General features: G+C 52.4%; 21 protein-coding genes, 3 tRNA genes and 1 pseudogene. 13 read left to right on the plus strand and 12 right to left on the minus strand.

The genetic code is table 11. From position 1 onward, the window contains the following. Positions 1-7: 7 nt before the first annotated feature. Complete coding sequence (gene tsaE, locus F4V72_RS20115) at positions 8-469, minus strand: tRNA (adenosine(37)-N6)-threonylcarbamoyltransferase complex ATPase subunit type 1 TsaE (RefSeq protein WP_023248680.1); 462 nt, start codon at positions 467-469, stop codon at positions 8-10. After that, entirely contained in the window at positions 441-1,988 is a 1,548-nt protein-coding gene (gene nnr / locus F4V72_RS20120; RefSeq protein WP_023248681.1) for a bifunctional ADP-dependent NAD(P)H-hydrate dehydratase/NAD(P)H-hydrate epimerase, read from the minus strand. The genes tsaE and nnr overlap by 29 nt, the downstream gene beginning before the upstream one ends. On the opposite strand from nnr, the gene queG reads away from it, so the two are divergent. Continuing rightward, complete coding sequence (queG, locus tag F4V72_RS20125) at positions 1,987-3,126, plus strand: tRNA epoxyqueuosine(34) reductase QueG (RefSeq protein ID WP_023248682.1); 1,140 nt, start codon at positions 1,987-1,989, stop codon at positions 3,124-3,126. The two genes, nnr and queG, sit on opposite strands and share 2 nt — an antisense overlap. Before the next feature lie 269 nt (positions 3,127-3,395). On the opposite strand, the gene F4V72_RS20130 is transcribed toward queG, so the two are convergent. The 3 genes from F4V72_RS20130 to F4V72_RS20140 form a co-directional block, all read right to left on the minus strand. Next, positions 3,396-3,471 (minus strand) — tRNA-Gly (locus F4V72_RS20130). A gap of 36 nt (positions 3,472-3,507) precedes the next feature. Next, positions 3,508-3,583: transfer RNA gene (locus tag F4V72_RS20135), tRNA-Gly, on the minus strand. Positions 3,584-3,739: 156 nt separating this feature from the next. Next, positions 3,740-3,815: transfer RNA gene (locus F4V72_RS20140), tRNA-Gly, on the minus strand. Positions 3,816-4,217: 402 nt separating this feature from the next. On the opposite strand from F4V72_RS20140, the gene F4V72_RS20145 reads away from it, so the two are divergent. Beyond that, the gene (locus F4V72_RS20145; RefSeq protein WP_023248790.1) at positions 4,218-4,958 is read left to right on the plus strand and encodes an arginine ABC transporter substrate-binding protein; all 741 of its coding nucleotides are present in this window, start codon (positions 4,218-4,220) and stop codon (positions 4,956-4,958) included. Between the two features lie 61 nt (positions 4,959-5,019). Here the strand turns inward: F4V72_RS20145 and orn are convergent, their stop codons facing one another. Continuing rightward, positions 5,020-5,565: an oligoribonuclease gene (gene orn / locus F4V72_RS20150; protein WP_053507694.1), complete on the minus strand. Its 546-nt coding sequence runs from the start codon at positions 5,563-5,565 to the stop codon at positions 5,020-5,022. Between the two features lie 106 nt (positions 5,566-5,671). On the opposite strand from orn, the gene rsgA reads away from it, so the two are divergent. The 3 genes from rsgA (at position 5,672) to mscM (ending at position 11,129) form a co-directional block, all read left to right on the plus strand. Next, positions 5,672-6,724, plus strand: coding sequence for a small ribosomal subunit biogenesis GTPase RsgA (rsgA, locus tag F4V72_RS20155; protein ID WP_072158621.1), 1,053 nt, complete (start codon positions 5,672-5,674; stop codon positions 6,722-6,724). Between the two features lie 91 nt (positions 6,725-6,815). Continuing rightward, positions 6,816-7,784: an archaetidylserine decarboxylase gene (gene asd / locus F4V72_RS20160; RefSeq protein ID WP_023248788.1), complete on the plus strand. Its 969-nt coding sequence runs from the start codon at positions 6,816-6,818 to the stop codon at positions 7,782-7,784. Between the two features lie 18 nt (positions 7,785-7,802). After that, positions 7,803-11,129, plus strand: a complete 3,327-nt coding sequence (gene mscM, locus F4V72_RS20165; RefSeq protein ID WP_053529126.1) for a miniconductance mechanosensitive channel MscM — start codon at positions 7,803-7,805, stop codon at positions 11,127-11,129. A gap of 61 nt (positions 11,130-11,190) precedes the next feature. On the opposite strand, the gene yjeM is transcribed toward mscM, so the two are convergent. Both yjeM and epmA read right to left on the minus strand, forming a co-directional pair. After that, positions 11,191-12,693, minus strand: coding sequence for a glutamate/gamma-aminobutyrate family transporter YjeM (gene yjeM, locus F4V72_RS20170; protein WP_023248786.1), 1,503 nt, complete (start codon positions 12,691-12,693; stop codon positions 11,191-11,193). Between the two features lie 223 nt (positions 12,694-12,916). Continuing rightward, positions 12,917-13,894, minus strand: a complete 978-nt coding sequence (epmA, locus tag F4V72_RS20175) for an elongation factor P--(R)-beta-lysine ligase (RefSeq protein ID WP_070801348.1) — start codon at positions 13,892-13,894, stop codon at positions 12,917-12,919. 322 nt (positions 13,895-14,216) lie between these two features. Between epmA and frdA the strand changes: the two genes are divergently transcribed. From frdA to F4V72_RS20200, 5 genes are all read left to right on the plus strand, one after another. Further along, on the plus strand, positions 14,217-16,007 hold the full coding sequence (frdA, locus tag F4V72_RS20180; protein ID WP_001192954.1) for a fumarate reductase (quinol) flavoprotein subunit: 1,791 nt from the start codon (positions 14,217-14,219) through the stop codon (positions 16,005-16,007). Further along, positions 16,000-16,734, plus strand: coding sequence for a fumarate reductase iron-sulfur protein (frdB, locus tag F4V72_RS20185; protein ID WP_000829509.1), 735 nt, complete (start codon positions 16,000-16,002; stop codon positions 16,732-16,734). Before frdA ends, frdB begins: the two co-directional genes overlap by 8 nt. A gap of 10 nt (positions 16,735-16,744) precedes the next feature. Beyond that, complete coding sequence (gene frdC, locus F4V72_RS20190) at positions 16,745-17,140, plus strand: fumarate reductase subunit FrdC (RefSeq protein WP_000208749.1); 396 nt, start codon at positions 16,745-16,747, stop codon at positions 17,138-17,140. Between the two features lie 10 nt (positions 17,141-17,150). Next, on the plus strand, positions 17,151-17,510 hold the full coding sequence (gene frdD / locus F4V72_RS20195) for a fumarate reductase subunit FrdD (protein WP_000609650.1): 360 nt from the start codon (positions 17,151-17,153) through the stop codon (positions 17,508-17,510). Positions 17,511-17,621: 111 nt separating this feature from the next. Continuing rightward, a complete protein-coding gene (locus F4V72_RS20200) occupies positions 17,622-18,155 on the plus strand; it encodes a lipocalin family protein (protein ID WP_023248784.1) in 534 nt (177 codons plus the stop codon). Positions 18,156-18,171: 16 nt separating this feature from the next. Here F4V72_RS20200 and sugE read toward each other — a convergent pair whose 3' ends face one another. After that, a complete protein-coding gene (gene sugE / locus F4V72_RS20205; RefSeq protein ID WP_023248783.1) occupies positions 18,172-18,489 on the minus strand; it encodes a quaternary ammonium compound efflux SMR transporter SugE in 318 nt (105 codons plus the stop codon). Between the two features lie 258 nt (positions 18,490-18,747). On the opposite strand from sugE, the gene F4V72_RS20210 reads away from it, so the two are divergent. Beyond that, on the plus strand, positions 18,748-19,335 hold the full coding sequence (locus F4V72_RS20210) for a helix-turn-helix transcriptional regulator (RefSeq protein ID WP_023248782.1): 588 nt from the start codon (positions 18,748-18,750) through the stop codon (positions 19,333-19,335). A 30-nt stretch (positions 19,336-19,365) separates the two neighbouring features. Here F4V72_RS20210 and ecnB read toward each other — a convergent pair whose 3' ends face one another. From ecnB to efp, 3 genes are all read right to left on the minus strand, one after another. Then, positions 19,366-19,512 carry a lipoprotein toxin entericidin B gene (gene ecnB / locus F4V72_RS20215; protein ID WP_000239598.1) on the minus strand — a complete coding sequence of 49 codons (147 nt, stop codon included), beginning with the start codon at positions 19,510-19,512 and terminating at the stop codon, positions 19,366-19,368. Between the two features lie 107 nt (positions 19,513-19,619). Continuing rightward, positions 19,620-19,754 carry a hypothetical protein gene (locus F4V72_RS20220; protein ID WP_023248781.1) on the minus strand — a complete coding sequence of 45 codons (135 nt, stop codon included), beginning with the start codon at positions 19,752-19,754 and terminating at the stop codon, positions 19,620-19,622. 60 nt (positions 19,755-19,814) lie between these two features. Beyond that, a complete protein-coding gene (efp, locus tag F4V72_RS20225; protein ID WP_000257282.1) occupies positions 19,815-20,381 on the minus strand; it encodes an elongation factor P in 567 nt (188 codons plus the stop codon). Between the two features lie 40 nt (positions 20,382-20,421). Here efp and epmB point away from each other — a divergent pair, with 40 nt between their 5' ends. Further along, complete coding sequence (epmB, locus tag F4V72_RS20230) at positions 20,422-21,450, plus strand: EF-P beta-lysylation protein EpmB (RefSeq protein ID WP_088734537.1); 1,029 nt, start codon at positions 20,422-20,424, stop codon at positions 21,448-21,450. A 283-nt stretch (positions 21,451-21,733) separates the two neighbouring features. Next, positions 21,734-22,591, plus strand: a pseudogene (gene yjeJ, locus F4V72_RS20235) (YjeJ family protein). The last annotated feature ends 14 nt before the right edge of the window (positions 22,592-22,605 follow it).

Below are 22,605 nucleotides of genomic sequence, written 5' to 3' on the forward strand. Positions count from 1 at the left end.
TTTATAGCTAATCGGCTAAACGCGCCAGTAACGAATGACCCGCTGAGGATACCGCGCTTACGCGCGCCTCACGCCCCTGCGTCTGATAATCAATATGGATTTCGACGTCCGGGTCGGGGAGAACGCCTTTACCTTGTTGCGGCCACTCCACCAGGCAAATGGCGTCGTTGGCGAAATAATCGCGAATGCCCATAAACTCCAGCTCCTCCGGGTCCGCAAGACGGTATAAGTCGAAGTGATATACCATCATGTTATCAAGCGCATAAGGTTCTACCAGTGTATAGGTGGGACTTTTTACATTACCGTTATGGCCTAACGCCTGTAAAAACCCCCGGCTAAACGTCGTTTTACCGGCACCTAAATCGCCATACAGATAAATAACGGTCGCGCCATCGCAGGCGTTGGCTACGCGTTGCCCCAGGTCTAGCGTCGCCTGTTCGTCAGGTAGCGGAATTACTCGATTCATCATGGTTTACGTCAATCACATCAGGGTTAACAATACGCCGCAGCGTAGTAAAAAGATCGGTCGCCAACATGCCGCGAGCGCCATAACGCGCTGCCAGTAAGTCCGCCGCCGCGCCGTGAGCCACACATCCCACACATGCCGCATCATACGGGGTAAACTTCTGTCCAAGCAATGCGCCGATGATGCCAGACAGGACATCGCCCATCCCGCCGCTCGCCATCCCCGCATTACCAGCGTCAACGATAGCCAAAGGGTGGTGTGCAGAGGCGATAATCGTTCCTGCGCCTTTTAACACAACCACGCCTCCGTAACGTTTTACCAGACGCTGTGCTGAAAGTAAGCGATCACTTTCAATTTCTGCCACAGAACATCCTAACAGGCGGGCAGCCTCTCCCGGATGCGGCGTAATCACGCGATTGTGACGTTTATCAGGATTGATTGCCAGTAGGTTCAACGCATCCGCATCCCACAGCATAGGTTTACGGACGTTTTCTACTTTCTGTAAGGATTTTTTTCCCCATTCCTGCTGCCCAAGCCCCGGGCCGATAACCACAACGTCAGCCCAGGTCAAGCTCTCTTCCAGCGACTGAGGCGTCAGTTCATGTACCATCAGTTCCGGGCGGGCCGTCAGCAACGGCGCGATGTTTTCACCGCGGGTCAGTACCCTGACCAACCCCGCTCCCGCACGCAGCGCCGCCTCGCCAGCCATCCGAATCGCGCCCGCAGTTCCCAGGTCACCGCCGATAATGGCCAGGCGACCATGATCGCCCTTATGGGAGGTCGGTCGACGCGGCGTTAGCCATTGCCCCAACTGCGTCGCATCAAAACGCCGGAGCGGCGGCGTCTGGCTCGCCAGCCAGCCTTCCAGTCCCAACGCGTCATAATGCAGTATGCCGGTAACATCACGCGCTTTGCCGGTCAGCAGCCCAGGTTTCAGCGCGATAAACGTGACCGTATGCGCGGCACTTATCACCGCGCCGGGCGTGGTGCCCGTTTGCGCCAGCAGACCTGACGGGATATCGACGGCGACAACCGGCGCAGGATGGGCGTTCGCCTGTTCAATCAGACTGGCTACCGGGGCGCGCGGCGCCTGGGCTATGCCAGTGCCAAGCAGCGCGTCGATAATCAGATCTGTCACTTCCGGCCAGATAATATCGGCAGCATGAATAATTCCCCCGGCATTCAGCCAGGCATCGCGCGCCTGTGCTGCTTCTTCAGGCAACGGTTTGTCGCTCTCCTGCGCCAGCAACGTCACGCTAATGCCCGCCGCTTGCGCCAGTCGCGCCACGACGTAACCATCGCCGCCGTTGTTACCATGACCACACAGCACCAGCCAGTGTCGGGCGTCAGGGTACATGTCACGAGCTATCCGAAACGCTGCGTCGCCAGCGCGCAGCATCAATTCATAGAGTGTGAGCCCGAAGGCATCCGCCGCATCGCGTTCCAGCCGTTTGATGTCATCGGCGGGCCAAATGGAGTGTGGTATACTTACAGGGTTTTTCTTCATGTTATGGTCCATCATGTCAAAGCCCCTCGATCTCAATCAGTTAGCGCAAAATATTAAGCAGTGGGGGCTGGAGCTGGGCTTTCAGCAGGTCGGTATTACCGACACCGATCTGCGCGCATCCGAACCTGTGCTGCAGGCGTGGCTGGACAAACAATACCACGGCGAGATGGCATGGATGGCGCGCCACGGTATGATGCGCGCCCGGCCTCATGAACTCTTACCTGGAACGCTACGTGTCATCAGCGTGCGCATGAACTATCTGCCCGCCAACGCCGCGTTTGCCAGTACGTTGAAGAATCCCACGCTGGGCTACGTTAGCCGATATGCGCTGGGGCGTGATTATCACAAGCTATTACGCAACCGCCTTAAAAAACTGGGCGAGCAGATCCAGCAGCACTGCGGTTCGCTGAATTTTAGACCGTTTGTCGACTCTGCGCCTATTCTTGAACGCCCATTAGCGGAAAAAGCCGGACTTGGCTGGACGGGTAAGCACTCACTTATTCTTAATCGGGAGGCGGGGTCATTCTTTTTCCTGGGGGAATTGCTGATTGATTTACCGCTGCCGGTCGACCAACCGATTGAGGAAGGTTGCGGCAAATGCGTCGCCTGTATGACCATTTGCCCGACCGGGGCGATTGTCGAACCCTATACGGTGGACGCGCGGCGCTGTATTTCTTATCTCACCATTGAGCTGGAAGGCGCTATTCCAGAAGCATTTCGCCCACTAATAGGCAACCGTATTTACGGCTGCGATGACTGCCAGCTTATCTGTCCGTGGAATCGTTATTCTCAGTTGACCGACGAAGCAGATTTTAGCCCACGCAAGGCGCTGCATGCTCCGGAGTTGCTTGAGTTGTTTAGCTGGAGCGAAGCGCAATTTCTGAAAGTCACTGAAGGTTCTGCGATTCGGCGCATTGGTCATTTACGCTGGCTGCGCAATGTTGCCGTCGCGCTGGGGAATGCGCCGTGGAGTAATGCCGTCATTGCGGCGCTGGAAAGCCGCAAGGGTGAGCATCCACTCCTTGATGAGCATATCGAATGGGCGGTTGCGCAACAAATTGAAAAGCGGAACGCCTGCATCATTGAAGTGCAGCTACCGAAAAAACAACGTCTGGTCAGGGTGATTGAGAAAGGGCTGGTGCGCGATGCCTGAATTATTCACAGGCTGTGTATAAAAATAAAAACACATTGCGATTCAAGAGGGAGAAAAGGAACAGTCCATAACGCTAACATTTTGAAATCTTATTTTTTGCATAAATTTCAATGCGTTGTATAAATTCCACTGGTTAGGTATGATTTTTGGCATTCCAGGAGTAATGGACCATCCTGTGGATAAGTCTGTTTACAAGGATCTGACGAAAGCGGAACAAAACGTTCCCCAACGCGATTTTCGTTGTGGATAATTTTACTGTAGATAAGAATTGGAGCGGGAAACGAGACTCGAACTCGCGACCCCGACCTTGGCAAGGTCGTGCTCTACCAACTGAGCTATTCCCGCTTGGGTGCGTTTGTGCTTAACAAGCACTATCAAATTTGGAGCGGGAAACGAGACTCGAACTCGCGACCCCGACCTTGGCAAGGTCGTGCTCTACCAACTGAGCTATTCCCGCATAATCTTCGTCTTTCGAACCGCTACTGCGTTGGCTGCCTTCACTCGCCTCAGCCACTTACTTCAGTAAGCTTCTGAGGACTCATTCAGTTGCCGCCTTGTCGCAATTCGAAATCCTGCGATTGGTGGTCTGTACTTAACAAGTACTTTCAAATTTTGGAGCGGGAAACGAGACTCGAACTCGCGACCCCGACCTTGGCAAGGTCGTGCTCTACCAACTGAGCTATTCCCGCAAATTTGTTGCTGTCGTAATTCGCATTTCTGCGTCGTTACGGGAGGCGCATTATACGAGAAATCCATTTAGCTGCAAGCCCCTGAGCGCATTTTTTCGCGTTTTTTGTTTGAGTGCTGATTAAATCACCAAACAAGATAAAAAACGAGCAAAGCGTGCGTCATTCGACAAAAAACTTTTCACGCCACGCCTAAAGGCACAGAATCAGAATAGCACCCTGCGCCAAAAAAAGAATAGCAAGGTGTATGCGCCTCATCATTTACGCGGTATCGCAGCAGCAAAAAACGATCAGGAACATAGATAGCGATGTGACTGGCGTATCTTAAGCCAGCCGCCAGAAAACCGCTTAAAGAACGAAGCGCATCGGAACCACCACAACATCCAATCGATATCAAGGATCAAGATGAAAAAAAAGCTTATTGTCATGCTGTTAGCCAGCCTCTCCGTTCACGCTGCTTCCGTTTCCGCCAGAACATTACATTTTGGCACCTCCGCAACCTATGCGCCCTATGAGTTTGTCGATGCCGATAATAAAATTGTTGGTTTCGATATTGATGTCGCCAACGCAGTCTGCAAAGAGATGCAAGCGGAGTGTTCATTCACTAACCAGAGCTTTGATAGCCTGATCCCCGGTCTACGCTTCAAGAAATTTGATGCGGTGATCGCTGGTATGGACATGACGCCCAAACGTGAACAGCAGGTCTCCTTTAGCCAACCCTATTACGAAGGTTTGTCGGCGGTAGTCGTCACGCGTAAAGGGGCTTATCACACTTTTGCCGATCTGAAAGGCAAAAAAGTCGGACTGGAAAACGGTACAACGCATCAGCGCTATTTGCAGGATAAACAACAAGCAATCACGCCAGTCGCCTATGACAGCTATCTGAACGCCTTTACCGATCTGAAAAATAACCGCCTTGAGGGCGTGTTTGGCGATGTCGCCGCGATTGGCAAATGGCTAAAAAACAATCCAGATTACGCCATCATGGATGAACGCGCCAGCGATCCTGACTACTACGGAAAAGGGTTAGGCATTGCGGTACGCAAAGGCAATGACCCGCTATTGCAAGAGATTAATGCCGCACTCGACAAGGTGAAAGCGTCGCCGGAATATGCGCAGATGCAAGAGAAATGGTTTACGCAGTAATTCAGCGGCGGGAGAGCTGCCGGATAAAACGCTCTGGCGTCGTCATCCGGCATGTCGCGCCTCATAGCTTAATGAAATGCTCGCGGTAGTAAGCCAGTTCCGCTACCGACTCGCGAATATCATCCATCGCCTGGTGCGTGCCCTGCTTGGTAAAGCCAGCCAGAATCTCCGGCTTCCAGCGGCGCGCCAGTTCCTTGAGTGTACTGACATCCAGATAGCGATAGTGGAAGTAAGCCTCCAGTTCCGGCATATATTTAAACAGGAAACGACGATCCTGACCAATGCTATTACCGCAAATCGGCGACTTACCCGCAGGCACCCACGTTTTCAAGAATTCAATCGTCGCCAGTTCAGCGTCTCGTTCGCCCATCGTACTTGCCTTAACGCGATCCACCAGGCCGCTGCCGGTATGGGTGCGCACGTTCCAGTCATCCATTAACGCCAGTTGCGCATCGGGTTGATGTACCGCAATCGTCGGCCCTTCCGCCAGAATATTCAGACTGGCATCCGTCACCAGCGTGGCTATCTCAATAATGCGATCGCGCTCGGGGTCCAGACCTGTCATCTCCAGATCGATCCAAATCAGGTTGTTTTCATCGGCACTCATGCTATTTTCCACCCTTCAGAGGTCACATTCACTGTGACTATATTCATCTACAATTGCGTGTATCATAGATGTTTTGCCCACTATGGGCGACCAGGAGCCAGTACGATTGAGCAAAAATAAACTCTCCAAAGGCCAGCAGCGCCGTGTGAACGCCAATCACCAGCGTCGTTTAAAAACGTCCGCGGAGAAAGCCGACTACGATGACAACCTGTTTGGCGAGCCTGCAGAAGGTATCGTCATTAGCCGTTTTGGTATGCATGCCGATGTGGAATCTGCTGACGGCGAGGTTCACCGTTGCAATATCCGCCGCACCATTCGCTCGCTGGTGACAGGCGATCGTGTCGTCTGGCGTCCGGGCAAAGCCGCCTCAGAGGGCGTCAACGTAAAAGGCATCGTTGAAGCGGTGCATGAGCGCACCTCGGTATTGACGCGCCCGGACTTCTACGACGGCGTGAAGCCTATTGCCGCCAACATTAACCAAATCGTTATCGTCTCCGCGATTTTGCCGGAGCTGTCGCTGAATATCATCGATCGCTATCTGGTCGGCTGTGAAACCCTACAGGTTGAGCCGCTTATCGTACTGAACAAAATTGATCTGCTGGATGACGAAGGCATGGACTTCGTTAATGAGCAGATGGATATTTACCGCAATATCGGCTATCGCGTGCTGATGGTCTCCAGCCATACGCAGGATGGCCTGAAACCGCTGGAAGAGGCGTTAACCGGTCGCATCAGTATTTTTGCCGGACAGTCCGGCGTCGGAAAATCCAGTCTGCTAAACGCCCTGCTCGGCTTACAGGACGAGATTCTGACGAACGATGTGTCGAATGTCTCCGGTCTGGGTCAACATACCACTACCGCTGCTCGTCTGTATCATTTCCCGCATGGCGGCGATGTCATTGACTCCCCTGGCGTGCGCGAGTTCGGCTTATGGCATCTGGAGCCGGAACAAATCACGCAGGGCTTTGTCGAATTTCATGACTATTTGGGACATTGCAAATACCGGGACTGCAAGCATGACGCCGATCCAGGCTGCGCCATTCGCGAGGCGGTAGAGAACGGCGCTATAGCGGAAACCCGTTTCGAAAATTATCACCGAATTCTTGAAAGTATGGCGCAGGTAAAAACGCGTAAAAACTTTTCTGATACGGACGACTGACAGATACGCTAGGCGTCGTTAGAATCGTCCCCTTTTTTCAGGATGCCGGTATAAATGCCGGTTCAGGAACAACAATGGCCTGGAGGCTACCTTGTTAAACTCATTTAAACTTTCGCTACAATACATACTGCCGAAACTATGGCTCACTCGCCTGGCGGGCTGGGGCGCAAGCAAACGAGCAGGATGGCTGACGAAACTGGTTATCGATCTCTTTGTAAAGTATTACAAAGTCGATATGACAGAGGCGCAAAAACCGGATACCGCCAGCTATCGTACGTTCAATGATTTTTTCGTGCGCCCGCTGCGTGATGATGTGCGCCCGCTCAATACCGATCCTAACATCCTGGTTATGCCTGCCGACGGCGTGATTAGCCAGTTGGGCCGTATCGAAGAAGATAAAATTTTGCAGGCCAAAGGCCATAATTACAGCCTTGAGGCGTTGCTGGCGGGTAACTACCTGATGGCGAATAAGTTCCGCAACGGCACGTTCGTGACCACTTACCTCTCCCCTCGCGACTACCATCGCGTGCATATGCCATGCAACGGCATCCTGCGCGAAATGATCTACGTACCGGGCGATCTGTTCTCCGTTAACCATCTGACCGCGCAAAACGTCCCCAACCTGTTTGCCCGCAACGAGCGCGTTATCTGTCTGTTTGATACCGAGTTCGGCCCTATGGCGCAGATTCTGGTCGGCGCGACTATTGTCGGCAGTATCGAAACCGTCTGGGCGGGGACCATTACGCCGCCGCGCGAAGGCATCATCAAGCGCTGGACCTGGCCAGAAGGCGAACATGAAGGGTCTGTCGCCTTGTTGAAAGGCCAGGAGATGGGGCGCTTTAAACTGGGTTCCACGGTCATCAACTTATTTGCGCCGGGGAAAGTGGATCTGATCGAGTCGCTGGCAAGCCTGTCCGTCACCAAAATTGGCCAACCGCTGGCAACCTCGACCGAAACATTCGTCGCACCGGAGGTAGAACCTGCTCCACTGCCGGAAGAAGAAATTAAAGCCGAACACGACGCCAGCCCGCTGGTTGACGATAAAAAAGACGAAACCTAATCAAGAGAGAACGCTGACGTGCGCCTGATTATCGCTTTTCTGATGGCCTGGTGCCTCAGCACGGGGGCGTTCGCCGCAACGGCCCCCGACGCCAAACAAATCACGCAGGAACTGGAGCAGGCAAAAGCGGCGAAGCCTGCTCAGCCGGAAGTTGTTGAGGCGCTCCAGACTGCGTTAAACGCGCTTGAAGAGCGAAAAGGCTCGCTTGAGCGCGCGAAACAATATCAACACGTTATTGATAATTTCCCTAAGCTGTCCGCCACCTTGCGCGCCCAGTTGAATAATCTGCGCGATGAACCTCGCAGCGTACCGCCAGAGATGTCCACCGAGGCGTTAAATCAGGAGATCTTGCAGGTTAGCAGCCAGCTACTGGATAAAACCCGCGAGGCGCAGCAGGAGCAGGAGCGCGCCAGGGAGATCGCCGACTCGCTCAGCCAGCTTCCCCAACAGCAAAACGACGCCCGCCGCCAGCTTAATGAGATTGAGCGACGGCTCGGCGCCGCGGGCGGAAGTGCCTCGCTTAGCCAGGCGCAAAGTCTCAGTATGCAGGCGGAATCCGCTAAACTAAAGGCGTTAGTCGACGAACTGGAGCTGGCGCAACTGTCCGCCAACAACCGTCAGGAACTGGCTCGTCTGCGTTCCGAACTGGCGGAAAAACAGAGTCAGCAATTGGATGCGTATCTTCAGGCGCTGCGCAATCAGCTTAACAGCCTGCGTCAACGTGAAGCGGAACGCGCGCTGGAAAGCACTGAGCTGCTGGCGGAAAACAGCGCCGGTCTGCCGGAAGGCATCGTCGAACAATTTAAAATCAACCGCGAACTGTCACAAGCACTCAATCAACAAGCGCAGCGGATGGATCTGGTCGCCTCGCAGCAGCGACAGGCCACCAGCCAAACGTTACAGGTGCGTCAGGCGCTCAATACGCTGCGGGAGCAGTCGCAATGGCTTGGCGTGTCCAACATGCTTGGCGAAGCGCTGCGCGCGCAGGTCGCCCGTCTGCCGGAAATGCCTAAGCCGCAGCAGCTTGATACGGAAATGGCGCAGCTACGCGTTCACCGTATGCGCTATGAAGAGTTACTCAATAAGCAGCCGCAGCTACGGCAAATACGTCAGGCCGATGGACAGCCGCTGACCGCCGAGCAAAACCGGATCCTTGACGCCCAGCTTCGTACTCAGCGTGAGCTGCTCAACTCCTTGTTACAGGGCGGCGACACGCTGATCCTGGAGCTGACCAAACTGAAAGTCTCCAATAGTCAACTGGAGGATGCGCTTAAAGAGGTTAACGAAGCGACCCACCGTTATCTGTTCTGGACCGCTGACGTTAGCCCACTATCGCTCTCCTGGCCTGTTGATTTGGTTCAGGATTTACGTCGGCTTATCTCATTAGATACGTTTAATCAGTTAGGTAAAGCCAGCATCATGATGCTGACCAGCAAAGAGACGCTACTGCCGTTATTCGGCGCGCTGGTGCTGGTCGGATTTAGCCTCTATTCGCGCCAACACTTCAACCGGTTCCTTGAGCGCTCAGCCTCGCGCGTCGGGAAAGTTACCCAGGATCACTTCTCGCTGACGCTGCGAACGGTGTTCTGGTCGATTCTGGTCGCCTCGCCGCTGCCCGTCTTATGGGCGACGCTTGGTTATGGCCTACAGGAAGCCTGGCCGTATCCGCTGGCCGTCGCTATCGGCGATGGCGTGACGGCGACAGTACCGCTGTTGTGGGTAGTCATGATTTGCGCTGCTTTTGCCCGCCCTAACGGCCTGTTTGTGGCGCATTTCGGCTGGCCGCGAAATCGGGTAGCGAAAGCGATGCGCTACTACCTGATGAGCATTGGGCTGATCGTGCCGCTCATTATGGCGGTGATCATGTTTGATAATCTTAACGATCGGGAGTTTTCCGGCTCGTTGGGCCGCCTTTGCTTCATCCTGATATGCGGCGCGCTGGCGCTGGTGACGCTGAGTCTGAAAAAAGCGGGAATCCCGCTCTATCTCGATAAAGAAGGCAACAGCGACAACATGGTCAACAGCCTGCTGTGGAATATGTTGATGGGCGCGCCACTTATCGCGATTCTGGCGGCGGCGGTGGGCTATCTGGCCACGGCGCAGGCGCTACTGGCGAGACTGGAAACCTCGGTCGCCATCTGGTTCCTGCTGCTGGTCATTTATCACGTAATTCGCCGCTGGATGCTGATCCAACGACGCCGACTGGCTTTTGACCGCGCCAAACATCGTCGGGCGGAAATGTTGGCGCAGCGCGCGCGCGGCGAAGAAGAACCGGCGCACTCCTCCAGCCTTGAAGGCGCGGTCGACATCGATGAAAGTGAAATCGATCTTGACACTATTAGCGCTCAATCGCTACGTCTGGTCCGCTCGATTCTGATGCTTATCGCCCTGCTATCGGTGATCGTACTGTGGTCGGAAATCCACTCGGCGTTCGGCTTCCTGGAGAATATTTCGCTGTGGGATGTCACCTCTACGGTGCAGGGTGTGGAGAGCCTGGAGCCGATTACCCTGGGGGCGGTGCTCATTGCGATTCTGGTGTTTATCATCACCACGCAGTTGGTGCGTAATCTGCCTGCGCTGCTGGAGCTGGCGTTATTACAGCATCTCGATTTAACGCCGGGCACCGGTTACGCCATCACTACCATCACCAAATATCTGTTAATGCTGATTGGCGGACTGGTCGGCTTCTCGATGATCGGAATTGAGTGGTCGAAGCTACAGTGGCTGGTTGCCGCACTCGGCGTTGGGCTCGGTTTTGGCCTGCAGGAAATTTTCGCTAACTTTATCTCCGGTCTGATTATTTTGTTTGAAAAGCCGATTCGTATCGGCGATACGGTGACCATTCGCGATCTCACCGGTAGCGTGACCAAAATCAATACCCGCGCCACCACCATCAGCGACTGGGATCGTAAAGAGATTATCGTGCCGAACAAAGCCTTTATCACTGAACAGTTTATTAACTGGTCGCTGTCTGACTCCGTTACGCGCGTGGTGTTAACCATCCCGGCGCCAGCGGATGCCAATAGCGAAGAGGTTACGCAAATTCTACTGACGGCGGCGCAGCGCTGTTCTTTGGTGCTTGATAACCCACCACCTGAAATCTTTCTGGTGGATCTCCAGCAGGGTATTCAGATTTTCGAACTGCGTATCTATGCCGCGGAAATGGGGCACCGTATGCCATTACGCCATGAGATCCATCAGTTGATTCTGGCGGGCTTCCATAAGCACGGTATCGATATGCCATTCCCACCGTTCCAGATGCGTCTGGAAAGCCTGAACGGGAAGCAGACGGGAAGAACGTTAACGTCAGCCGGTAAAACCAGCCGCCCGGCAGGCAGTTTGTAATCCGGGTTCGTGTCGTGTAGGCCTGATAAGCGCAGCGCTATCAGGCCTACACGCAAAGCGCTTACTCCGCCGCCCACTCCGGATCAGCGCTCATACGGCGGCTGTAATTCTGATAAATCGCCATCGCTAACAACGAGAAGAAGATCGGGCCGCCGGTCATCCACAGAGCGCTATTCCAGTCCCCGGCCTCAATCACTGGTTGGATGATGGTAAAAACGTTGGCAAACGTCACCACCAGCACCACAACAACTGTCGCGACCAGGGTAGAGGCTTTGGTTTTAAAGAGAACAAATGGCCGCTCCAGATCCTGACGCGCTTTAAAGAAGGGAAATGCCAGCGCAAGGAACAGGTATGGCAACGTCATTGAGACATTCGCCATCAGCGTGAGTTTGTTATAAAACGCCGACGCGGTATCGCCGCCAAAAGAGACCAGCAAAATAAACAGACTCACCAGCACACACTGTAGCCACATAGCGGTCGCCGGCATACCGTTAGCGTTCAGTTTCGTCATCGGCGCGGGCCACAACGCTTTTGGCGTCCCCTGAATAATGGCTTTCAGCGGTGAATAGCTCAACGTAAAAAACGCGCCGGTATAAGCCAGAAACATAGAAAGACCAGTGATACGTGCAAACCAGACGCCCACCGTCAACGCCGCTTCTGGAGAAAGGTTTAACGCGTTGCCTAATGTCGTGCCTAAACTCGACATCAGAATATAGGTGATATTCCCTAAGTTAACGGCGCTATTACTTAATATCTGTTGCCAGTTAGTGCTGACGCCCCATAAAAAAATTGCCAAAGAATAACCAATTGAAATCACAATTGCCGCGAAGACGATACCTTTCGCAAAATTCTTTTCCGGTTTCTCGGTTTTATCCACCAGCCCGCCGACGGCTTCAATGCCACCGTAAGCAAAAATAGCAAATACAACAAATGACAACATTGCCAGGCCAGAGTGATAACCCGGATTCGGTGACGAGGTAAAATTAATTTCTTGTGCAAAATGCCCACCATTTAACAACAAAATAGCGACACTCACTAACAATAAAACTAAATTAAGACACATTACGGCAATACCTCCGACCGCCGTAATTCGCGCAATTTTATTAATCCCTCTGGCGGCGACACACGTCACCAGAATCATCCAGCCAACGGCCAACAATCCGACAACCTGGGTAGCTTCAAGCCCGGCGATCCCCCAGTGCTGCGTCATATCGGCGCCAAAAACAAAAGTAGAAAACGGTACCCAGACTTTTGCCGCCGTACTTACCATCCAGATGACATACGATGAAAACCACATAAACGTGCCGATAAACGCATAACGCGGCCCCACGCTATTATTCATCCAGGAATAGATTCCACCCTCTTCTTTTCGATAAGCGGAACCCATTTCAGCCATCATTAAGGCGAATGGAATAAAAAACAGTAAGGCAGAAAATATATACCACGGGATTGCGCTATATCCCATTAAATAAAACGCCGAAGGGCTATTCGCAAAACCAAAAACAGAAGTAAAAATCATCAGGATAAGCCCAATAAGGCTCATCTTTTTTATTGTGTGAGTCATTCAACCATCCCTTACGCTCGAGCGCGTTTGCCAGACGCCGCTCACCGATTGACGCCGCCTTCTTTTTACAAAGGTCAGCGATAAAAAATCAACACAGGATTGATACCTAAATGGCATCAAATATCCAGCCTTATGTTGTGGCAAGTAGAGGATAATTGAAAAAATATGCTACAAAATGGCGCTTATTGCGCCATTTTATCTCGCAAAAGAGTAAATTTCAGATTTACGCCCGATCGACCGTAAAAGCAATCACGTCCGCCAGGCTTTCCGCCCCCAGCGCCAGCATCACCAGACGATCAACGCCCAGCGCCACACCGGAACAATCCGGTAAACCTGCGGCCAGCGCATCCAGCAGATTTTGGTCAATCGGCTGCTGCGGCAGGCCGCGCGCAGCGCGCTTACGATTATCCTGTTCAAAGCGCTGTTGTTGTTCACGTGCGTCCGTCAGCTCGTGGAAACCATTCGCCAGCTCAATACCTTTGTAGTACACCTCAAAGCGCTCGGCGACGCGATGATCCTCGGTACTGATTTGCGCCAGCGATGCCTGACTTGCCGGAAAATGATAAATAAAGGTCGGCTTTTCTTTACCTATATGCGGCTCGACCCCCATCGTGAACAGCAGTTGCAGCAAGGTGTCCCGGTCTTCTTCCGTATCGGCAATATTGCTTAAATCAAGCTTTGCCGCCACCTCACGCATCTGCATTTTGTCCGCTGATAATGGGTCAATCTCCAGGTGGCGCTGAAACGCCTGTTGATAGGAGAGGCTTTCCGCAGGCTGACAATCCAACACTTGCTGAAGCAAATCATCCACTTCATTCATCAGGCGGTACATATCGTAATGCGGTCGATACCACTCCAGCATAGTGAATTCCGGATTATGATGTCGTCCCATCTCTTCGTTGCGGAAGCTGCGGCATAGCTGAAAAACCGGACCACATCCTGCCGCCAGCAGGCGTTTCATATGGTATTCCGGACTGGTCATTAAATAGAGGTTCATCCCCTGGGAATGGCCAGGTCCGACGAAACGCGTTTCGAACGGGAACAGATGGATGTCCGTGACCGTCGCCTGACTCATGCAAGGCGTCTCAACCTCAAGCACTCCACGATCGGCAAAGAAACGACGGATTTCCGCCATAATCGCCGCGCGTTTTAATAAATTGGGGATGGACGCGCTCGGCTGCCAGGTTGCCGTTTCGCTCATGATTCTTTCTCCAGTTTAAGACAAGGTCACGAAGTCTACTCGCAACGCGCGGGCGAAACAAATTTTGCGCGGGCGTATCGGGCGCCTTCTGGAGGGTAAAAAAAGTGATTTCAGATGGTTTAGTAATTAAATTAATCAAAATCAATGATAATTCATCCCCCTGATACGCTAAAAAAATCGAACACGTCAAATTTCCCTGACATCCCTGAGACTATACTGTTGTACCCATAAAGGAGCAGTGGAAACGCATTCATACTCCGCAGAACCCAGAGGCTTTATCTGGCTGCGCGAGGGTGAAATTACAATAATCTGGAGGAATGTCGTGCAAACCTTTCAAGCCGATCTTGCCATTATAGGCGCCGGTGGCGCGGGATTACGTGCTGCAATTGCTGCCGCACAGGCGAATCCCAACGCTAAAATCGCACTGATCTCAAAAGTGTACCCGATGCGCAGCCACACTGTCGCTGCCGAAGGGGGTTCAGCCGCTGTCGCCCAGGATCATGACAGCTTTGACTATCATTTTCACGATACGGTAGCAGGCGGAGACTGGCTGTGTGAGCAGGATGTCGTGGATTACTTTGTCCACCATTGTCCCACTGAAATGACGCAGCTCGAGCAATGGGGCTGCCCGTGGAGCCGCCGTCCGGACGGTAGCGTTAACGTGCGTCGCTTCGGTGGTATGAAAATCGAGCGTACCTGGTTCGCCGCAGATAAAACCGGCTTCCATATGCTGCATACCCTGTTCCAGACTTCCCTGCAATTCCCACAAATCCAGCGCTTTGACGAACATTTTGTGCTGGACATTCTGGTTGATGACAACCATGCGCGCGGCCTGGTGGCGATGAACATGATGGAAGGCACGCTGGTGCAAATCCGCGCCAACGCCGTGGTAATGGCGACAGGCGGCGCAGGCCGCGTATACCGCTATAACACCAACGGCGGCATCGTCACCGGCGACGGGATGGGCATGGCGCTGAGCCACGGCGTTCCGCTGCGTGATATGGAATTCGTTCAGTATCACCCGACCGGCCTGCCAGGTTCCGGTATCCTGATGACCGAAGGTTGCCGTGGCGAAGGCGGTATTCTGGTCAACAAAAATGGCTACCGTTACCTGCAAGACTACGGCATGGGCCCTGAAACGCCGCTGGGCGAGCCGAAAAACAAATATATGGAACTGGGGCCGCGCGACAAAGTATCCCAGGCTTTCTGGCACGAATGGCGTAAAGGCAACACTATCTCCACGCCGCGCGGCGATGTGGTTCACCTCGACCTGCGTCATCTCGGCGAGAAGAAACTGCATGAACGTCTGCCGTTCATTTGCGAACTGGCGAAAGCCTATGTCGGCGTTGATCCGGTTAAAGAACCGATTCCAGTACGTCCGACCGCGCACTACACCATGGGCGGCATTGAAACCGACCAGAACTGTGAAAGCCGTGTCAAAGGACTGTTTGCCGTTGGCGAATGTTCCTCTGTCGGTCTGCATGGCGCGAACCGCCTCGGTTCCAACTCACTGGCGGAACTGGTGGTATTTGGTCGTCTGGCTGGCGAACAAGCGATGGAGCGCGCTGCTACGGCAGGCGCCGCAAATAGCGCCGCGCTCGACGCCCAGGTTGCCGACATTGAACAACGTCTGAAAAATCTGGTGAACCAGGAAGGCAACGAAAACTGGTCGAAGATCCGCGATGAGATGGGTCTGTCTATGGAAGAAGGTTGCGGTATCTACCGTACCCCGGAACTGATGCAGAAAACCGTTGATAAACTGGCCGAACTTCAGGAACGCTTCAAGCGCGTACGTATCTCCGATACCTCCAGTGTGTTCAACACTGACCTGCTATATACCATCGAACTGGGTCATGGTCTGAACGTGGCGGAATGTATGGCGCACTCTGCTCTGGCGCGTAAAGAGTCCCGCGGCGCGCATCAGCGTCTGGATGAAGGCTGTACCGAGCGCGACGATGTGAACTTCCTCAAGCACACCCTCGCCTTCCGCGATGCTGATGGCACGACCCGCCTGGAATACAGTGACGTGAAAATCACCACCCTGCCGCCAGCCAAACGTGTTTACGGCGGTGAAGCGGAAGCAGCCGATAAGAAGGAGAAGGCGAATGGCTGAGATGAAAAACCTGAAAGTTGAGGTGGTGCGCTATAACCCGGAAACCGATACCGCGCCACACAGTGCTTTCTATGAAGTTCCTTATGATGAGACAACGTCGCTACTGGATGCGTTGGGCTACATCAAAGATAACCTGTCGCCAGACCTGAGCTACCGCTGGTCCTGTCGTATGGCTATCTGCGGCTCTTGCGGCATGATGGTCAACAACGTCCCTAAACTGGCGTGTAAAACTTTCCTGCGCGATTACACCAACGGTATGAAGGTGGAAGCGCTGGCAAACTTCCCGATTGAGCGCGACCTGGTTGTCGATATGACGCACTTTATTGAAAGTCTGGAAGCGATCAAACCGTACATTATTGGCAACTCTCGCACGCCGGATCAGGGGCCGAACGTCCAGACCCCGGCGCAAATGGCGAAGTATCACCAGTTCTCCGGTTGCATCAACTGTGGTCTGTGCTACGCCGCGTGCCCGCAGTTCGGTCTGAACCCTGAGTTTATCGGACCGGCTGCGATTACGCTGGCGCATCGCTATAACGAAGACAGCCGCGACCACGGTAAGAAGGAGCGTATGGCGCAGTTGAACAGTCCGAACGGCGTATGGACCTGTACTTTCGTGGGCTACTGCTCCGAAGTCTGTCCAAAACATGTCGATCCGGCTGCGGCCATTCAGCAGGGTAAAGTGGAAAGCTCGAAAGACTTTCTTATCGCCACCCTGAAACCACGCTAAGGAGTGCAACATGACGACTAAACGCAAACCCTATGTGCGGCCGATGACGTCCACCTGGTGGAAGAAACTGCCGTTTTATCGCTTTTATATGCTGCGCGAAGGCACAGCGGTGCCGGCAGTCTGGTTCAGTATTGAACTGATTTTCGGTCTGTTTGCACTCAAACACGGCGCGGAATCCTGGATGGGATTCGTCGGCTTTTTACAAAATCCGGTGGTAGTGATCTTAAACCTGATCACCCTGGCTGCCGCGCTGCTGCATACCAAAACCTGGTTTGAGCTGGCGCCGAAGGCTGCCAATATCATTGTAAAAGACGAAAAAATGGGGCCAGAGCCAATCATCAAAGGGCTTTGGGTGGTCACTGCGGTAGTCACCGTAGTCATTCTGTATGTTGCCCTGTTCTGGTAAGGAGTCCCGGATGATTAATCCAAACCCAAAACGTTCTGATGAACCCGTATTCTGGGGACTGTTTGGCGCAGGCGGTATGTGGGGCGCGATCATCGCGCCGGTGATCGTGCTACTGGTTGGCATCATGCTGCCGCTGGGGCTGTTTCCGGGCGATGCCCTAAGTTTTGAGCGCGTACTAACGTTCGCCCAAAGCTTTATTGGTCGCGTTTTTCTGTTCCTGATGATCGTACTGCCACTATGGTGTGGCTTACACCGTATGCACCATGCGATGCATGACCTGAAAATTCATGTGCCCGCGGGCAAATGGGTCTTCTACGGCCTGGCGGCAATCCTGACCGTTGTGACGGCGATTGGCGTTATCACTCTCTAAGTCGCAACGATGCCCTCTTATCTACCCGGTAAGAGGGCGTTTTTTCTTTTCCTGCCCCTCATTTTCCCGCCAGGTTCTACACTTAGAAAAAACACTGGAAGGAAAAACTCTATGCGCTTGCTGCCCGTCGTTGCTGCAGTTACCGCGGCATTTTTGGTTGTCGCCTGTAGTTCGCCTACGCCGCCTAAAGGCGTTACCGTGGTAAATAACTTTGATGCCAAACGTTACCTCGGCACCTGGTATGAAATCGCACGCCTCGATCATCGATTTGAGCGTGGACTGGAGCAAGTTACTGCCACCTATAGTCTGCGTAACGATGGCGGGCTTAATGTCATCAATAAAGGCTATAACCCGGATCGGGGAATGTGGCAAAAAACAGAAGGCAAAGCGTATTTTACCGGTAGTCCAAACCACGCCGCGCTCAAGGTCTCTTTTTTCGGCCCGTTCTACGGCGGCTATAACGTGATTGCGCTTGACAGGGAATACCGTCATGCGCTGGTGTGCGGCCCGGATCGCGATTATTTGTGGATACTCTCTCGCACGCCAACGCTCTCTGAGGAAATAAAACAGCAAATGCTGGCCGTCGCGACCCGGGAGGGGTTTGACGTCAATAAATTAATTTGGGTAAAACAATCAGGTTCGTAGCGATGTCAGCGACGAATTAATGCGTGCTGAGTTTTAGCCCAATTATACCCGCGACGATCAAGCCAAGACTGAGCAAACGCGCCGGTGAGGCAGACTCGCCCAGCAGAAGGATACCGGTGATTGCCGCCCCGACGGCGCCGATGCCGGTCCAGATAGCGTACGCCGTTCCAACAGGTAGCGTTTTCATTGCCCAGGAAAGTAACGCCATACTGATAATCATGGCAATAATAGTGATAATACTGGGGGTCAGACGAGAAAAACCGTGGGTATACTTCAGGCCGACAGCCCATACCACTTCAAGTAAACCAGCGATTAATAAAATGATCCAGGACATATCAGGCTCCAGAGAATTAATGGGGCCGTCCCCGCTGAGAATAGCGTTTACAGGTCGTCCTGTAACGTATACGGATTAAAAGCTATTCTTGCCTGAGAGAAAATGAATTTCAACCTTTTTATTTTTTTCCGTCTAAAGGCGGGAATTGACCCTTTTAAGCCGCGTAATTTTCGCATTTAGCGCCAACAGGAGTTCTCTATGATGGAGCGCTTTCTGGGATCAGAAAATGCTTTATCTACTTCCAGGTGCAAAAAAACTATGTTGAAAATTTTAGTGATAGACCGATGCCATTTTACCCGTACGGGAATGGAGGCCTGGCTTAATCACACTGATGTGCTCAGTTCTTCGCTGCTGGTATCCGGGATGAATAACCTTATACTGGCGAAAGAACATATTCTGCAATGGAAGCCTCATCTGGTTATCGCTGATTTATATGGTTTTCTCAACGATGCCTTGCCCGCGCAGCCTATCAATGCATTTTTCGCCGCCTGTGGGATGACGCCGTTGGTATTATTACAGTCAGGGGATGTGCCGTACAGGTCACACTATGCCAGCCATGCGGTGTTATCTAAACACACGTCTTTACATGAGCTTGCACAACGAATTAAAGGCGCACTATGTACTCATCCACTGCAGGAAGCGCCGGAAAGCGCCACGCCATTGCTCTCTCCGCAGGAGGAAAAGGTGCTCGCGATGTGGACAGAAGGCACCAGCAATAAAGAAATTGCGTATGCGCTTGGCATTCACGGGAAAACGGTTTACACCTATAAACGTAATATCCGTATGAAACTTCATATGGATAATCGGTATTCTCCCTTTCTAACGCTTCCGGAGAGAATAGATTAACGGTACGACGCCATGCCGTACCGTTGATGATTACTGCTGAGCTCTGGTTGCAGCGCCAGAGATCGCACTACCACCGTCCGAGATGTCCTCACCCACGCCACGCGTGGTATTACAAGCGGTTAATACAGTGGAAAGTACCAAAACAGAAAAGATCGCTGCAATTGTCTTTTTAACCATAATGTCTTCCTTTTCTAGCCAATGTTGTTTGTGTATAGCAACTTAATAATAGACAACATCCCAGAAAATGACGGACGTTCGACTAATTTTAGGAAGACGAGAAGTGATTAACTGGCTGCGCGGGAGAGGGTGTGACCGAGATGCTGAATATCTTCGCAAAAACCACGAGCGGTATTACATGCCGTTAATAATGTGCCGATGAGGAGAACCAGCGCGACAAGGCTGATAAGGCGTTTCATCATTGATGCTCGAAAAATACGATGGCGCAGCACACGCTACGCCATACTTCCCGGTAACGTAAATTATTTTACGCGAGATACGTATTCGCCGGAACGGGTATCGACTTTGATCACTTCACCAATCTGCACGAACAGCGGAACTTTAACCACTGCGCCAGTAGACAGAGTAGCTGGTTTACCGCCCGTACCTGCGGTATCGCCCTTCAGACCTGGGTCGGTATCAACGATTTCCAGTTCAACAAAGTTTGGCGGGGTGACAGAGATTGGCTGACCGTTCCACAGGGTCACGATGCATTCCGCCTGATCCAGCAGCCATTTTGCGTTGTCGCCGATAGCTTTGGCATCTGCAGAGAGCTGTTCGAAGGTTTCGTTGTTCATGAAATGCCAGAACTCACCGTCGTTATACAGGTAAGTCAGGTTCATATCGACCACATCCGCGCCTTCAGCGGAATCGGTCGATTTGAAGGTTTTCTCTACACGCGTGCCGGTCAGCAGGCGACGCAGCTTAACGCGGGCAAACGCCTGGCCTTTACCCGGTTTCACGAATTCACTGGATTCAACCGCATAAGGTTCGCCATCCAACATGATTTTAAGACCGGAACGAAAATCGTTGCTATAGTAAGTCGCCATAAGGCCCTCTGAAATTGTTAACTGGTAGCTAAGCCACAAAATGGCGCATATTGTAACCCTAAATACCCCATTGCGAGAAGATTGGTTAGCGCAACTTGCCGATGTTGTGACCAATCCCGATGAACTGCTGCATCTTTTACAGATTGAAGCTGATGAAAAACTCCGGGCAGGACAGGACGCCAGGCATTTGTTTGCCCTCCGCGTGCCGCGCGCTTTTATTGCGCGCATGGAGAAAGGCAACCCTGACGATCCTCTTTTACGTCAGGTACTGACGTCCCGGGACGAATTTATTGTCGCCCCCGGTTTCTCCACCGACCCGCTGGAAGAGCAACACAGCGTGGTGCCAGGATTATTGCATAAATACCAAAACCGAGCGCTATTGCTGGTAAAAGGCGGATGCGCGGTAAATTGCCGCTACTGTTTCCGTCGTCACTTCCCGTATGCGGAGAATCAAGGCAATAAACGCAACTGGAAAGTCGCGCTGGAGTATATTGCCGCGCACCCGGAACTGGATGAGATCATCTTTTCCGGCGGCGATCCGCTGATGGCGAAAGATCATGAGCTGGACTGGCTGCTCACGCAACTGGAAGCCATTAAGCACGTCAAGCGGTTACGCATCCATAGCCGGTTGCCTATCGTCATCCCGGCACGTATTACTGACGAACTGGTCGCCCGCTTTGACCAGTCGCGTCTGCAACTTTTGCTGGTGAACCATATCAACCACGCCAATGAAGTGGACGAGGCGTTCTGCCTGGCGATGAAGAAACTGCGCCGCGTGGGCGTAACGCTTCTCAACCAGAGCGTCCTGCTGCGTGGCGTGAATGATAATGCGCAAGCGCTGGCGAATCTGAGCAACGCGCTATTCGACGCCGGAGTGATGCCCTATTACCTGCATGTGCTGGATAAAGTGCAGGGTGCCGCGCATTTTATGGTCACCGATGACGAAGCCCGGCAAATCATGCGCGAACTGCTCACGCTGGTATCCGGCTATATGGTGCCAAGACTGGCGCGTGAAATTGGCGGCGAACCGAGCAAAACGCCGCTTGATTTACAGCTTCGTCAACAATAATACTCGCGGGCGAATCAGGGACGGCGAAAAATATTACCGCGCAATATCACGAGGAGATTCGCCCTGCGATTCTCCTCACCATCTGGCGACGATAAAATAACGTTCGTTATCCCTCCTATTTCTGACACTCTCTTTTCAATAAAATCCGTTTTAGGACTCGCTTAGCATGTACTGCATTTTCAAATTATACTGGCTTTCCTTTTTATAGAGCAGCATAAACAATTCATATATTAAATACATTACTATTAAACATTTAATTATTTTATATTTATGGAGAATTGACATAGCCTTAACGATTAAAGAACTAAATACCGGCGTTATTCGTCACAATAATACGTTTATCGCGCTGGCGCTTAAGGTGAAGTCCCTGAGAAATAAAGAAATAGTGCTTTTCTTTCCTGTGCTCGCGCTGCGAGACCTGCTGATCGGCCTTGAACACCAGCTTTATTTACAACACTCGCTTCCGGAACAAGAGCAGGAAAAACGCCAGAAAGCCAAAAGCATCCATGTGCGTAAAATGCATGAGAATATTCCGGCAATACTCCGTGAAGAGCTGGAAAACGCCGATATTAATTAGCGCATTGAGTCCTTAGCGCTCAGCGATAATACAGAAGAGGCATTAATCTTTACGTTAAATCTGCACAATGGTAGCCACCTGGATTTACAGGTTGGAGAGTGGCAGGTTGAAGTCCTGGTGATAGCTATTATTCACGCTATTAACAATGCCGGAATGCGTGAGCTCGCATTGCGTATTTCTTCAATGCTGGACTTTTTACCATTATACGATGCTGATTGTCTGGAAAACGGTAATCTGCAATTCGATACCTATAACCAGCCCGACTGGAAACATAATCTGTATAACCATTATCTGGCGCTCGTTTATCGTTACACGGATGAAGCAGGAAAATCTTATGATTGCGGCACCATCATTAAAACCCGCAGTCAGTCAGGCTCTAAAGAAGCCGAAGCGATATCACGCCGTTTGCTGAATTACAGCCCGCGTCTTAAAAAGCAGGAGGGAAGACCATGTAAGGTTTTTGTCAGAACGCCAGGAACCGGTAAAGCAACGCGTCTGACGCAAGATCAATGCCTGCGCGCGTTGCATAATCTACGCATGGGGTCATCGCAGGAAAAACACTAACCATATCGCCCCCT

Origin of the sequence: Salmonella enterica subsp. diarizonae (assembly GCF_008692785.1) — a bacterium.
Lineage (GTDB): Bacteria > Pseudomonadota > Gammaproteobacteria > Enterobacterales > Enterobacteriaceae > Salmonella > Salmonella diarizonae.

Excerpts from the sequence above, each read along its gene's own strand:
- tsaE (WP_023248680.1), bottom strand. The coding sequence starts at position 469 with ATGATGAATCGAGTAATTCCGCTACCTGACGAACAGGCGACGCTAGAC.
- queG (WP_023248682.1), top strand. The coding sequence starts at position 1,987 with ATGTCAAAGCCCCTCGATCTCAATCAGTTAGCGCAAAATATTAAGCAG.
- nnr (WP_023248681.1), bottom strand. The coding sequence starts at position 1,988 with ATGATGGACCATAACATGAAGAAAAACCCTGTAAGTATACCACACTCC.
- F4V72_RS20145 (WP_023248790.1), top strand. The coding sequence starts at position 4,218 with ATGAAAAAAAAGCTTATTGTCATGCTGTTAGCCAGCCTCTCCGTTCAC.
- orn (WP_053507694.1), bottom strand. The coding sequence starts at position 5,565 with ATGAGTGCCGATGAAAACAACCTGATTTGGATCGATCTGGAGATGACA.
- yjeM (WP_023248786.1), bottom strand. The coding sequence starts at position 12,693 with ATGACTCACACAATAAAAAAGATGAGCCTTATTGGGCTTATCCTGATG.
- epmA (WP_070801348.1), bottom strand. The coding sequence starts at position 13,894 with ATGAGCGAAACGGCAACCTGGCAGCCGAGCGCGTCCATCCCCAATTTA.
- frdB (WP_000829509.1), top strand. The coding sequence starts at position 16,000 with ATGGCTGAGATGAAAAACCTGAAAGTTGAGGTGGTGCGCTATAACCCG.
- frdC (WP_000208749.1), top strand. The coding sequence starts at position 16,745 with ATGACGACTAAACGCAAACCCTATGTGCGGCCGATGACGTCCACCTGG.
- frdD (WP_000609650.1), top strand. The coding sequence starts at position 17,151 with ATGATTAATCCAAACCCAAAACGTTCTGATGAACCCGTATTCTGGGGA.
- F4V72_RS20200 (WP_023248784.1), top strand. The coding sequence starts at position 17,622 with ATGCGCTTGCTGCCCGTCGTTGCTGCAGTTACCGCGGCATTTTTGGTT.
- sugE (WP_023248783.1), bottom strand. The coding sequence starts at position 18,489 with ATGTCCTGGATCATTTTATTAATCGCTGGTTTACTTGAAGTGGTATGG.
- F4V72_RS20210 (WP_023248782.1), top strand. The coding sequence starts at position 18,748 with ATGTTGAAAATTTTAGTGATAGACCGATGCCATTTTACCCGTACGGGA.
- ecnB (WP_000239598.1), bottom strand. The coding sequence starts at position 19,512 with ATGGTTAAAAAGACAATTGCAGCGATCTTTTCTGTTTTGGTACTTTCC.
- F4V72_RS20220 (WP_023248781.1), bottom strand. The coding sequence starts at position 19,754 with ATGATGAAACGCCTTATCAGCCTTGTCGCGCTGGTTCTCCTCATCGGC.
- efp (WP_000257282.1), bottom strand. The coding sequence starts at position 20,381 with ATGGCGACTTACTATAGCAACGATTTTCGTTCCGGTCTTAAAATCATG.
- epmB (WP_088734537.1), top strand. The coding sequence starts at position 20,422 with ATGGCGCATATTGTAACCCTAAATACCCCATTGCGAGAAGATTGGTTA.